Genomic DNA, 11,956 nt, shown 5'->3' with positions numbered 1-11,956 from the left:
GCTCGACCGGAGCAGGCGCCGGCCGGGTTGCCTGGTGCAGTTGCCTCAAGGGGACCTTAACTGCGCAGCTTGGGATAACGGAAACCGGTGCGCAAGTCCATGCTGTAGCGTTCCTTGCCATCGACCACCAGCACGTGGTCCGGCGGCGCTTCGCCAGCGAGCTCGCGCTGGATCAGCGGCAAACCCTCGCCTTTGCGGATCAGCTCGTCGCAACGCTCGTACACATTGGGGCAGCCGGTCTCGGCCAATAATGCCTGAACGATCGGGATTTTCCAGGCATCGACACCGCCCGACTGGAACTGGCAAATCAGGTAGCCTTCCACTCCGCCCCAGCTATGCACGATGAGGCCGGACAAGCCGTCTTCTTCGCCCAGCACCACCGGCACCAGCGCCTGCGGATCGGCCGCGCGCACGCTGTCGGCGCGCTTGGCGATGGCAGCCTTGATGCGGCGTTTCATCATGGCGTGATCGACCGGCTCGTCCTCCCTGTAACTCCACATGCGGGCGCGGATCTGCGACTTCGCGTTGTACGCAGCACGGCCGATGAACTGGCGCGACGAACTCTGGACAATGGCCGTGGCGCCTGGTTTCGCCTTCTCCTGCGGTTTGCCGTCGACCTTGTCGATCGCGGTGGGATAAATCCAGGGGTCGCCGGCAAGCAAGGATTTCTCCTTGCCTTGTTTGATAGTGATGATGAGCATGATGTTGGTGCGGCGTGGCCGGTCTGCAAACCGGCATGATACCGCATGCGGACCTGGTGACGCTGCCGAGGCGGCTGCTTCCGGTCGCGCCAGACTGCATTTCAGCCCCCCGCCAGTGCAGCTTGTCGCAAGCCGCTGTGGCGCACAGCGCCGCAGCGCTACTATGGCTCTCATACCATCCCTCACGGAGCACACCATGTCTTATACAGTCTTTCACGGCGCCCTGCGCACGATCTTCCTGACCGCCGGCCTGCTGGCACTGAGCGCTCCCGCCGGCGTCGCCCATGCGGGCCTGCTGGACGGCTGGAGCAGCGAGCGCATCCAGGGCAGCGGCAAGATCGTCAGCCAGAACCGCGCAGTCGGTCATTTCAGCGCGCTCGCGAGCAGCGTCAGCGGTGATGTCGAGGTTCGCATCGGCACTACCGAGGGCGTTACCGTGGAAACTGACGACAATATCCAGCCGCTGCTGGAAACCGTGGTGGAACAAGGCACGCTGCGCATCCGTCCGGTACGCAAGGGCCTGTCGCTGTCCACGCGCACCATGAAAATCATCGTCCAGGCTCGCACGCTCGAGCGCGTGTCGGTGGCCGGTTCCGGCGCCGTGCGGGCCGATCATCTGCGCGCCGCCAACCTGCAGTTCGACCTCGGTGGGTCCGGCTCCCTGATTGCCCGCGAGTTGTCCGCCGATGCGGTCACGATGGCGCTGGGCGGCAGCGGCAACATGGAAACCAGCGGCAAAGCCGAACGCGTGCAGGTATCGATCGGCGGATCGGGCGACGTACAAGCAGGCAAGCTCGCCGCGCGCAAAGCCAGCGTCAGCATCGGCGGTTCCGGCGAAGCCACCGTATGGGCGACGGACGCACTGTCCGTGAGCCTGGCGGGCTCGGGCGATATCGGCTATTACGGCGACCCTGCCATCAGCAAGAGCGTGGTCGGCTCGGGCAGCGTCAAGCGGCTGGGCGCGACGCCACGATAGGTCCGGCCGGGATAGGCCCGGTTAGGCCCGGTCAGGTTCGGCCCGGTCAGGTTAGGCCCAGTCAGGTTAGGCCCAGTCAGGTTAGGCCCCGTCAGGTTAGTCGCGGTCAGGTTAGGACCGGTCAGGTTAGGACCGGCCAGGTTAGGCCCGGCCAGGATAGGCACAGCCAGGCTCGGCACGGCCAGGTTCGGCTTGTCCAGGCCGCGCCGGGCTGGATCATCCTTCCCCGAACAACTGGCGCGGCTCGACGCCGCGCGCCAGGGATTTGATCCACCCGCTCAACTGATCGGTATTGGCGGCATCAATTTTTTCGGCGACACCGCGCGGCAACTGGTTTGACTTACCGGGTTCGCTAAGCCCGAGCAGATCCTGCAAGACCTGGCGCAAGCCTTGTTGCATACCTTGTTGCACACCCTGTTGCATGCCTTCCTGAATACCCTTTTTTCGCCCTTTCTCGATCGCTTCGTACTCGAGCAAGTCTTCGTAACGCTTGAAACGCTGATTGAACAGGATGTCCATCTTTTCCTCCGAAACAAAATCGAGTTCGCTGAATTCCAGGCGCAGGGTCGATTGCAGCCAGCGCAACAGGCTCTCCCGGGCGGGCTGCAAATCCGGCATTCTTACCCGTTCGGCAAACAGCGCAAGCGCCTTGCGCAGCTCGGCGTCGCTTTGCGAACGCAACAACTGGAACACGATCGCCAGCACGTTAGAGTGACGGTCGACAGATTGGTTCCACTGCTGCTCGACCAGCAGGTATTGCTGGCGCGGCTGAAAGGCCTCCAGACCTTGCGGCGGCGGCAGCGACAGATCGGCCAGCTCCCTGGCCGCGCGCCAGGGATGGCGTCCGCTGTAGAGCACGACCGGCAGCACCGGCGGCAATCTGCGCCCCCGGCTCAGCCGGCGCTGCCGCACCAGGTCCTGGTACAGCAAGCCGATGTAGACCTGCATGCGCAGCGCCATCCAGCGGTCCGAGCGTGACTGGAATTCGAGCAGGATATAAATTTACACCCACTCGCCGCCGACATCGACGCGCCAGACCATGTCGTCGTGGCGCGCCTTGCCGCGCTCGCTGGCATAGCTGGTGTTGACGCGCTCGAAGGCGCCCACCGCCAGCGATTGCGCCCAGTCGGCAGCCAGAAAGCCGGTAAGCAGCTCGCGCAGGATTTCCCGATGCGAGAACAGCTGTTTGTAGACGGTGTCGGCCTGGATATTCATGTGGCGACTGTAGCACCGGCATATCCAGCCCAGATCGCTGGCGAAAAGCACGCGGTTTGCGTTGGCGCAAACCGCGTGAAGGCTGACCGCTAGCGCGCGTCCTTGAGCGTTTCGCGGCCGATTTCGATGGTGCTGCTGCCATCGGTCAGCCAGATCTGGCCGTCCTGGATCGTGCATTGCAGCTGCATCGTGCGCTGGGCCATCAACGCCAGTTGCTCGGTCGCCTCGGACGGCAGGTCGATCACGGTCAGGTTCTTGCAACGCTCGACCTTGTTGGCCATGCCCTTCCACCAGATATGGCTGGTGGCCGCATAGCTGTACACCACCACCTGCTCCGACCGTCCGCTGGCCTTGAGCATGATCTTCTCGTCGGGCTGGCCGACGTTGATCCACAGCTCGATGGCGCCGGTCAGGTCTTTCTGCCACAGGTCCGGTTCATCGACATCGAACAGGCCCTTGGTAAAGGTGAGCGCGTCGCTGGCGTGGATGGCGAAGGCCAGCAGGCGCACCATCACGCGCTCGTCGGTTTCGGACGGGTGCTTGGCCAGGGTCAGCGAGTGGGTGCCGTAGTAATTGCGGTCCATGTCCGCAATCGATAATTCTGCTTTGTAGATGGTTGCCTTGAGTGCCATGCGTGTTTCTCGGTATTTTCTCGGTCAGTTATTTGAAGACGACAGTCTTGTCGCCGTTTTGCAAAATGCGGTGTTCGACAAACCATTTCACGGCGCGCGCCAGCACCACGCATTCGACATCGCGGCCAATTGCCGACAGCGTCTCGGCGTCCATCGCATGGTCGACGCGTTCCACGTCCTGTTCGATGATCGGGCCTTCGTCGAGATCGCCGGTGACGAAGTGCGCGGTGGCGCCGATCAGCTTGACGCCGCGCTGGTGGGCCTGGGCATACGGCTTGGCGCCCTTGAAGCTGGGCAGGAAGGAGTGGTGGATATTGATCGCCTTGCCCTTGAGCGCGGCGCACAGGCCCGGCGACAGGATCTGCATGTAGCGCGCCAGCACCACCAGGTCGATCTGGTGGTGCTGCATCAGCTCCAGCACCCGCGCCTCCTGCGCCAGCTTGGCCGCTTCCGGCGCGCCGGTGGCCAGCGGCAGGTGATGGAACGGGATGTTATAGCTGGCCGCCAGCTGATAGAAATCCATGTGGTTCGAGACGATGGCCGGAATCTCCACCGGCAGCAGGCCGCTCTTGTAGCGGAACAGCAGGTCGTTCAGACAATGGCCGATTTTCGACACCATCAGCATCACGCGCGGCTTGTAGCGCGCGTCGCGCAGCTCCCACTCCAGTTGCATGGTGGCCGCCAGCAGCGCGAAGTCGGCGCGCAGCGCCGCATCGCTGACGCCCCCTTCTTCGCGCGCGAAATGCACGCGCATGAAAAACAGCTGCGAGGCGCTGTCGCCGAACTGGGCGGAATCGATGATGTTGCAGCCGTGCTCGGCCAGGAAACCCGATACCCGGTGCACGATGCCGCGCTGGTCGAGACAGGACAGGGTCAGGATGTATTCAGGGTTGGCAGGATGGCTCATGGCGGGATTCACTTATTTCATTAACTGCAAGACAAACGCGAGGCGGTATTGTCGCACGGCGCGCCTGCAGCCGTAAAACTGCGGCCCTACACCGCCTGCCGTGAGCGAAAATGACGTGGAACTTTCATCAACCTTGCACCTCTAACATGCAGAGCAGCGGCTTTGCTGTTCGCAACCCGACCACAACCCAGGAGGCAGCAATGGCAAGCAGCAATCAACGTAATGCATCGACCAAGGACGGCGAGGACCAGGCCAAACCCAAAACCCCGGCCAAGCGCGGTTTCGCCGCCATGGACCAGGCAACCCAGCGCAGCATCGCCAGCAAGGGCGGGCAGGCCGCCCACCAGAAAGGCACGGCGCACGAATTCGATTCGGAAGAAGCGCGGCGCGCCGGCCAGAAAGGCGGCGAGGCGGTCAGCCGCAACCGCGAGCACATGGCCGCCATCGGCCGCAAGGGCGGCGAAAGCCGGCAATCGGCCGCCCGCGCGGCAGCGGCCGAACGAAGCAGCCGAGGTTCGGAACAGGCGTCCGGCGCCGGCAACCGCCAGAGCAGCAAGGGATAGGCGCGCCCGGTCCGGCGCGGGCGCCGACGGCCAGCCGTTGCATGCCGGGCGCCGCCAGGATATGCGCCACCAATGATGGCGGCCGAGGCCGGGCGCGAAGCCTGCGGGACGATCGCACGGCTTTTGCGCGGATCTTGCTGTGCTATTGCGTGGCTTGCGGGCTTGCGTGGCTTGCGTAGATTGCGTGGATTGCTTGGATTGAGTGGATTGCGTGGATTGCGTGGCTTGCGTGGCTTGCGGATCTTGCTGTGCTATTGCGTGGCTTGCGTGGCGCGTGCATGAATTGCCTGGCCCGCGTGGCTCGGTGCGACGCGCGTGGCACAGTGTGTCGGCACTGCGAGATGCATGGCGTGGCCTTGCCCGGTCAAGAGCTTATTGATGACGTGGCCAAGCTCTCGATGCAGCCATCCCTGATCACGGCGTACCGATAATGACGCTGGACGCCTTGAACACCGCCAGCGCTGCCCTGCCCTCGACCAGGCCCAGCGCCTCGCTGCTGTCACGCGTGACGATGGCGGCGATTACGCCGCCGCCCGGCAAAGTGATGCTGACCTCGGTATTGACCGGGCCGGGCACCACGCGGGTGATGGCGCCGGCCAGCTGGTTGCGGGCCGACAGTCGCGCACCGGCCAGGTCGGTGGCCACGATCACCGACGAAGCCTTGATCAGCGCAAACGCTTGCGCGCCCGGCGCCAGGCCCAGGCTCTCGCGGCTGTCGCGGGTGATGGTGGCCACGATGCGCACGCCGCCCACCGCCTCCAGCGTGACCTCGTCGTTGACGGCGCCCTCCCGGATGGCGACCACCGTGCCGCTGAACTGGTTGCGCGCGCTGGTCCTCATGGTCATCCTCCGTAACATCAGCAAATCATCGGCCAGCGTCTGCGACTGCGCGCTCAGGTGGTCCACGAACTGGCGGTGCGCCGCCTCGATCTGGCGGAAATTGGCCACCAGCTGGGCGCCGCGACCGGTGAGCCGGGTACCGCCACCACCTTTGCCGCCCGCCGCGCGCGCGAGCAGCGGTTCGCCGGCCAGGTTGTTCATCGCCTCGATCGCATCCCACGCCGCCTTGTAACTGAGGCCCACCGCCCTGGCCGCCGCCGTGATCGAGCCATGCTCGGCGATAGCGGCCAGCAAGGCCACGCGCTCCTGGCCGCCGAGCTTGCGGCCGCCGATCGTCATCCAGACCTCGCCCTGCAAGGCCATTACCCTGTCTTCAGTCATGCCCGTGCTCCAGCAGTCGTCCACCGTCCATGCGCAGCACGTGCTCGCCGAAGGCGGTCACGTCCTCGGGATCGTGCGTGATGAGCAGCATCGGTATCGCCAGCCGGCGCTGCAGCGCATCGAGTTCGGCGCGCATGCGCTGGCGCAGGCCGGGATCGAGCGCGGCAAACGGTTCGTCGAGCAGCAGCGCGCCCGGTTGCGGCGCCAGCGCCCGCGCCAAGGCCACGCGCTGGCGCTGGCCGCCCGACAGCTGGTGCGGCAGCTGCTGCGCCACGGCGTCCAGTTCAAACGCCGCCAACCAGTAGCGCACCGCCTCCGCATCCGCCCGGGCCAGCGGATTGCGCCAGCCGCGCTGCAGGCCGAAGGCGACATTCTGCCGCACGTTCAGATGCGGGAACAGCGCGTAATCCTGGAACAGGTAGCCCACGCGGCGCTGCTGCGGACCGACGTCCACGCGGGCAGCCGAGTCGAACAGGCAGCGCCCGGCCAGGGCGATGCGGCCCCGGTCCGGCGTCATCAGGCCGGCTACCGCTTTGAGCAACTGGCTCTTGCCGGCGCCGGAGGGACCATAGATCACCACCCGCGTGCTGTCCGACTGGAAGCGGGCGTCGAGTTCGAACACGCGATCGCCCGAGCGCAGTGTCTTGCGGATATCGATATCGATCTGCATGGTCATCGCTGCGGGTTGCGGTTAGGCGTGAGCTTGTTGGCGGCCACCAGCACCGTCACGCAGACCACCGAGGTGATCAGCACCAGCAGGTTGGCCACATCATCCTGGCCCGCCTGCACCGCTTCGTACACGGCGATCGACAGGGTTTGCGTCTTGCCCGGAATGCTGCCGGCCACCATCAGCGTGGCGCCGAATTCGCCCATCGACCGCGCGAACGCCAGCAGCGTGCCGCCCAGCACGCCGCGCCAGGCCAGCGGCAGGGTGACACGCAGGAACACCCCGAACGGCGACACACCGAGCACCATGGCCGCCTGCTCGAGCTGCGTATCGACCGTCTCGAACGCGGCGCGGGCGCCCTTGAGCACCAGCGGAAACGCCACCACCGCCGCTGCGATCACTGCCGCCTGCCACGTAAAAATCAGGTTGATGCCGAACCGGTGCTGCAACCAGGCGCCGATCACGCCTTCGCGGCCGATCACCACCAGCAGGTAGTAACCGAGCACCGTGGGCGGCATTACCATCGGCAGGGTCAGGAGGGCGTCGAGCAGCTCGCGGCCGACGAAGCGCCGGCGCGCCAGCAGGTAGCCGCAGCCGGTGCCGGCCAGCAGCGCCAGCACGGTCGCCCAGCACGCCACCTTGAGCGACAGCTGCAGCGCGATCCAGGCGGGCTGGTCGACCAAACCGTCCACCGGGCTTATGGCCGGCTGAAGCCGTACCTGGCCAGCACCGCCTGCGCTGCAGGCGCCATCACGTAAGCGATGAAGCGGCGCCCTGCTTCGCGCTGCGGCCCCTTGTCGATCAGCGCGATCGGATACGTGACCGGCGTGGCGGTGGGGATGGTGGCCACGACTACCACCTTCTCCTTTTGCATGGCGGCATCGGTGGCGTACACGAATCCGGCATCGACCTCGCCGCGCGCCACGTAGTCCAGGCTCTGGCGCACCGAGGTGCCATAGATGGCTTTCGCTGCCAGCGCCGGCCACAGTCTGGCCTGCTCGAGCGCGCTGCGCGCATAGCGGCCCACCGGCACGCTGGCGGGATTGCCGAGCGTGACACGGGTCACGGCCGGCAGTTGCAGGTCGGCCAGCGTCCGGATCGCCTGGCTGCCGTGAGCGGGCGCGATCAGGACCAGGGTGTTGGCGACGAAATTCTGGCGCGTGCCGGGTGCCAGCAGCGCGAGACTTTCGGCCTTGTTCATGGCATCCTGGTCGGCAGACGCGAACACATCGACAGGCGCGCCCTTGGCAATCTGCTGCACCAGCGGGTCGGACGCGGCAAAATTGAACAGCACCTTGTCGCCCGGATGGTCCCGTTCGTAGGCGGCACCGATGTCCTTGAAGGCGTTGGTCAGGCTGGCGGCAGCGGATACCGTGATTTCTGCCGCCGCTGCTGCAGCCATTGTGCCCACCGCGCCCGACATCAGGCAGACGACCGCTGCCCGCGCCAGAACCCGCGCGATCGGCCTGCTACGCGTGGTGGCCGCACGGTTTGCCGCTGCCGCGATGACGCTGTCCCACTGACCTGCTGCTTGCATGACCGCTCCCTGCATGACCGCTCCCTGCATGAACGCTCCTCGTATGACTGCACTTGTTCGCCTGGCCACCCGACCGCGGGCCGCGCAAGCCGTGCCGCGTATGATGAAAACCGTAATATACCTGAATATATAGCGCCACGCGCTGCCGACCGGCAACGGAACCGTGTGGTACATTGCGGCCTCGATTCCTTTTCAGACCGTCCCATCATGTCCGCCCTGAAGTACCTGAGCGCGTATTCCGAACAAACGCAACAACAAGTGTCGCAGCTGCTGGCCCAGAACCGGCTGGGCGAGGTGCTGCAGAAGCGCTATGGCAAGGCCCACGAACTGCGCACCGACAAGGCGCTGTACCAGTACGTGCAGGCGCTGCGCGAAGAACACCTGCGCAACGCCGAGCCGATCAGCAAGGTCGGGTACGACAGCAAGATCCACGTGATCAACCACGCGCTGGGCCTGCATACGTCGATCTCGCGCGTCCAGGGCGGCAAGCTCAAGGCCAAGCACGAGATCCGCGTGGCCACCATGTTCAAGGAAGTGCCGCTGGAGTTTTTGAAGATGATCGCCGTGCACGAGCTGGCGCACGTGAAGGAAAAGCAGCACGACAAGGCGTTCTACAAGCTGTGCACCTACATGGAACCGCACTACCACCAGTACGAGTTCGACTTGCGGCTGTACCTGACCCATCTCGATACCGGCGCCGGCAAGCTGTGGAGCTAATGCGCCAGCGGATGCTGTCCATGCGCACACGCCGGCCTGGCACGCAACACTGCCGATGCGCGGTCGCGGCAGCGAGGTTGTAACCCCCACCAAGAAGCATGCCCCGCCCGCCCCGGCGGCCTCCCCCGCAGCACCGCGTCGATGGTCAACGTGTCCTGCCGACCTGTTCGATCAGCTCGGCGATCCGGTCCGCCGCCGGACGATCGGCCGCCATCACCGTGGCAAACGTGGCGCAGGCCTTGGCGATGGCCGGATCGTCGAGCACCCGGGCCAGCTGCTGCCGCCACACCGCAGGCGCCGCATCGGGCAGCACGGTGGCGGCCACGCCCAGCCGTGTCAGGCGTGCCGCGTTGTCGGGCTGGTCGAACGCAAACGGCACGACCAGCTGCGGCTTGCCGGCCGCCAGCACGGTGGCGCTGGTGCCGATGCCGCCATGGTGAACGAAAGCAGCCGCACGACGGCTCAGCACATCGAACGGCGCATAGGCGGCATAATGCACGGACGCCGGCAAATCCGGCGCCAGCTGCTCGCGGTACGGCGTCACCACCACCGCCCTCACCGCCAGCGCAGCGGCGGCTGCGAGCGCGCGGGCAATGAAGTCGCCGCCATGGGCCATCGCCGAACCGGGCGTGATGACGACCGGCGCCTCGCCCGCATCGAGGAAGCGCAGCAAGGCCGGATCGAGCTCGCCGGTGGACGCCGGCATGCGCGGAAAGCCGGCGCATACGGCATGCGGCGGCCAGTCGGCCTGCGGCGCGGCGAACCAGGCGGGCCAGGCGCAGACCACCTGCTGCGGCGAATGGATCCAGCGGCTCATCACGCGCCGCACCGGCGCCAGGCCGAGCCGGGCGCGCAAGCCGTTCAGCGCCGGCCGCACGACGGGATCGACCATCAGCCGGTCCACCAGGGCCAGCGCGCCGCGCACGGCCCACCCCGGCCAGCCGCGCGGCCAGTGCAGGCCGCGCCGCACGGCCGGATCGTCGGCGGAGAACAGGCACGACGGCGCCAGGTGCACGGTCACCAGCGGCACACCATGGGTTTCCTGCAGCAGCCGGCCGGTCAGGCCCAGCGTGCTGGCGACGATCAGCGTCGGTGTCTCGCGCACCAGCGCCAGCTGCTGCTGGTAGGCGGCGCCCAGGTGGCGCGCCATGTATTTCCAGATCGTGGCAAAGCCCCTGACCGGATGCCACAGGTCGGGATCGCGGATGCCGGCTTCCAGCTCTTCCTGGCTCAGGCCCGAGACGAACTGCAAACCGGCGCGCTCGACGCGCTGCGCGAAATTGGCCGTCGCCATCAGGGTCACGTCGAAACCGCGTGCGCGCAGGGCCTGGCCGATGACGATGAACGGGTACACGTCGCCGGCGCTGCCCACGGCCAGGATCAGGATCCGCAGCCCGGTGGCGGACGGGCCTGGCGCAGCCGTCGATGCAAGACCAGGAGATGGCGCCAGCGGGGGCTGCATGCAGTGCGCCGGTTACTGCTTCAGCAGCGCGAGCAGCGCTGCCGGATCGCTGGCCGACTGCATCAGCGCCGCGTGCTGCGGCCGGATGAAGCCCTGCTCGCGCGCATGGCCGATGAAGTCGATCAGGCCATCGTAGAAGCCGTCGACGTTGAGCAGGCCGATCGGCTTGGCATGGATGCCCAGTTGCGACCAGGTCAGCATCTCGAACAATTCCTCGAGCGTGCCCATGCCGCCGGGCATGGCAATAAAGCCGTCCGACAGGCTGGCCATCATGGCTTTGCGTTCGTGCATGTCCTTGACGATGAACTGGCGCGTCAGGCCCGCATGGCCGACTTCGCGTTCGACCAGCGCGGTCGGAATCACGCCCGTCACCTCGCCGCCCAGGCGCAGCACTTCGTCTGCGATCACGCCCATCAGGCCCACCTTGCCACCGCCGTACACCAGCGCCAGGTTCTGTTCCACCATGGCCGCGCCCAGCGCGCGCGCCGCTGCCGCATAGTTTTCGCTGATGCCGGCGTTGGCGCCGCAATACACACATAGGGTCTTGGTCACTGCATTAATCCTCGTTCGGTAAGTTGGCCAGCTCGCGCCGCGCGGCGTCGATCTGGAGCCGCTGCACGGCGTCGTGCGCCTGCACCGCTGCCGCCGGCTCGAGCAGGGTGCGCGCCTGCGCCAGTTTGCGCTTGCCGTCGAGCATGCGCAAGGCGCGGGCATAGCCGACCCTGGCCGTCGTCGATTGCGGATCGAGGCGCAGGGCGGTGTCGAAGTGGCCGTAGCCTGCTTCCTTGCGGGCGCCGTGGGTCAGGCCGGCGATCACGGCGCCGGCCTTGTCCACGATCTCGGTGTGGTACGCGCCCAGCGCGACGTGGACATCGGCGCGCTGCGGCGCCAGACGCAACGCGGTCTCCAGGCTGTGGCGCACCCGGGCGCCCAGCCCCTGGGCCAGCGCCTTGAGCAGCGAGATGTCGCTGGAATAATAACCGAGCGCATAGCCATGCCAGTACCAGCCGGCCGGGTTGTCGGGCTGCTCGCGCTGCTGGCGCTCGCAGCGCTCGGCCACGCATTCGAACGCGGCAAGCCGCTTGCGCGCACTGGTTTCCAGGTGCTGGTTGTACAGGCAGATGGCCTGGTGGGCGACCGCGTAACCGTTCACGCCCACGTCCAGCCCCAGCCGCGCAGCGCGTTCGAACTCGCCGGCGTGCAATGCGATCCACGCCTGCACCAGCGCCGGCTGAACCGGAAACGGTTCGCCATCGCCGCGGTGCAGCGCCGGCCAGTCCTGCTGCAGGCTTGCCGGCGTGTGGCGGTAGCGGGGATCGGGATACGGGAAGGCGGTCCAGGCCATGCGGTCTCCGTCG

16 protein-coding genes are annotated in these 11,956 nt (G+C 66.5%); 3 read left to right on the top strand and 13 right to left on the bottom strand.

Annotated features, from left to right (window positions below; all coding sequences use genetic code 11):
- Positions 1 to 56: 56 nt before the first annotated feature.
- Positions 57 to 701, bottom strand: coding sequence for a hypothetical protein (locus tag ASF61_RS04565; RefSeq protein ID WP_056151685.1), 645 nt, complete (start codon positions 699 to 701; stop codon positions 57 to 59).
- Between the two features lie 196 nt (positions 702 to 897).
- Here ASF61_RS04565 and ASF61_RS04560 point away from each other — a divergent pair, with 196 nt between their 5' ends.
- On the top strand, positions 898 to 1,677 hold the full coding sequence (locus ASF61_RS04560) for a head GIN domain-containing protein (RefSeq protein WP_056151681.1): 780 nt from the start codon (positions 898 to 900) through the stop codon (positions 1,675 to 1,677).
- On the opposite strand, the gene ASF61_RS24520 is transcribed toward ASF61_RS04560, so the two are convergent.
- The 5 genes from ASF61_RS24520 to purU all read right to left on the bottom strand — a co-directional run bounded on the left by ASF61_RS24520 (position 1,602) and on the right by purU (position 4,431).
- Positions 1,602 to 1,841, bottom strand: coding sequence for a pentapeptide repeat-containing protein (locus ASF61_RS24520; protein ID WP_373994527.1), 240 nt, complete (start codon positions 1,839 to 1,841; stop codon positions 1,602 to 1,604). The genes ASF61_RS04560 and ASF61_RS24520 overlap by 76 nt on opposite strands.
- A gap of 52 nt (positions 1,842 to 1,893) precedes the next feature.
- Positions 1,894 to 2,670 (bottom strand): Rpn family recombination-promoting nuclease/putative transposase, encoded by a 777-nt coding sequence (locus ASF61_RS04555; RefSeq protein WP_255354544.1) that lies wholly within the window; start codon positions 2,668 to 2,670, stop codon positions 1,894 to 1,896.
- 9 nt (positions 2,671 to 2,679) lie between these two features.
- Positions 2,680 to 2,892, bottom strand: a complete 213-nt coding sequence (locus ASF61_RS23885) for a hypothetical protein (protein WP_229205708.1) — start codon at positions 2,890 to 2,892, stop codon at positions 2,680 to 2,682.
- Between the two features lie 89 nt (positions 2,893 to 2,981).
- Entirely contained in the window at positions 2,982 to 3,524 is a 543-nt protein-coding gene (locus tag ASF61_RS04550) for a YaeQ family protein (RefSeq protein ID WP_056151677.1), read from the bottom strand.
- 28 nt (positions 3,525 to 3,552) lie between these two features.
- On the bottom strand, positions 3,553 to 4,431 hold the full coding sequence (purU, locus tag ASF61_RS04545; RefSeq protein WP_056151675.1) for a formyltetrahydrofolate deformylase: 879 nt from the start codon (positions 4,429 to 4,431) through the stop codon (positions 3,553 to 3,555).
- 200 nt (positions 4,432 to 4,631) lie between these two features.
- On the opposite strand from purU, the gene ASF61_RS04540 reads away from it, so the two are divergent.
- Entirely contained in the window at positions 4,632 to 4,994 is a 363-nt protein-coding gene (locus ASF61_RS04540) for a KGG domain-containing protein (RefSeq protein ID WP_200919800.1), read from the top strand.
- Between the two features lie 414 nt (positions 4,995 to 5,408).
- Here ASF61_RS04540 and ASF61_RS04535 read toward each other — a convergent pair whose 3' ends face one another.
- The 4 genes from ASF61_RS04535 to modA are packed head-to-tail and all read right to left on the bottom strand — an operon-like array spanning position 5,409 to position 8,305.
- Positions 5,409 to 6,215 carry a TOBE domain-containing protein gene (locus tag ASF61_RS04535; protein WP_056151672.1) on the bottom strand — a complete coding sequence of 269 codons (807 nt, stop codon included), beginning with the start codon at positions 6,213 to 6,215 and terminating at the stop codon, positions 5,409 to 5,411.
- Entirely contained in the window at positions 6,208 to 6,885 is a 678-nt protein-coding gene (locus ASF61_RS04530; RefSeq protein WP_056152185.1) for an ABC transporter ATP-binding protein, read from the bottom strand. Before ASF61_RS04530 ends, ASF61_RS04535 begins: the two co-directional genes overlap by 8 nt.
- A gap of 2 nt (positions 6,886 to 6,887) precedes the next feature.
- Positions 6,888 to 7,565, bottom strand: coding sequence for a molybdate ABC transporter permease subunit (gene modB / locus ASF61_RS04525; RefSeq protein ID WP_373994526.1), 678 nt, complete (start codon positions 7,563 to 7,565; stop codon positions 6,888 to 6,890).
- A gap of 14 nt (positions 7,566 to 7,579) precedes the next feature.
- Positions 7,580 to 8,305 carry a molybdate ABC transporter substrate-binding protein gene (gene modA, locus ASF61_RS04520; RefSeq protein WP_056152182.1) on the bottom strand — a complete coding sequence of 242 codons (726 nt, stop codon included), beginning with the start codon at positions 8,303 to 8,305 and terminating at the stop codon, positions 7,580 to 7,582.
- Between the two features lie 321 nt (positions 8,306 to 8,626).
- Here modA and ASF61_RS04515 point away from each other — a divergent pair, with 321 nt between their 5' ends.
- Positions 8,627 to 9,136 (top strand): YgjP-like metallopeptidase domain-containing protein, encoded by a 510-nt coding sequence (locus tag ASF61_RS04515; RefSeq protein ID WP_056151666.1) that lies wholly within the window; start codon positions 8,627 to 8,629, stop codon positions 9,134 to 9,136.
- 145 nt (positions 9,137 to 9,281) lie between these two features.
- Here the strand turns inward: ASF61_RS04515 and ASF61_RS04510 are convergent, their stop codons facing one another.
- From ASF61_RS04510 to ASF61_RS04500, 3 genes are read right to left on the bottom strand one after another with little or no spacing between them, the layout of a single operon-like run.
- Positions 9,282 to 10,598, bottom strand: a complete 1,317-nt coding sequence (locus ASF61_RS04510) for a glycosyltransferase (RefSeq protein ID WP_082491204.1) — start codon at positions 10,596 to 10,598, stop codon at positions 9,282 to 9,284.
- A gap of 12 nt (positions 10,599 to 10,610) precedes the next feature.
- Positions 10,611 to 11,150, bottom strand: a complete 540-nt coding sequence (locus ASF61_RS04505; RefSeq protein ID WP_056151663.1) for a TIGR00730 family Rossman fold protein — start codon at positions 11,148 to 11,150, stop codon at positions 10,611 to 10,613.
- A gap of 4 nt (positions 11,151 to 11,154) precedes the next feature.
- Positions 11,155 to 11,943 (bottom strand): hypothetical protein, encoded by a 789-nt coding sequence (locus ASF61_RS04500; protein WP_056151660.1) that lies wholly within the window; start codon positions 11,941 to 11,943, stop codon positions 11,155 to 11,157.
- Positions 11,944 to 11,956: the final 13 nt, after the last annotated feature.

Origin of the sequence: Duganella sp. Leaf126 (genome assembly GCF_001423125.1) — a bacterium.
In the GTDB taxonomy this organism is placed as follows: domain Bacteria; phylum Pseudomonadota; class Gammaproteobacteria; order Burkholderiales; family Burkholderiaceae_D; genus Rugamonas.
The sequence above is the reverse complement of the archived record's forward strand: the minus strand, read 5'-3'. Positions and strand labels throughout refer to the sequence as shown.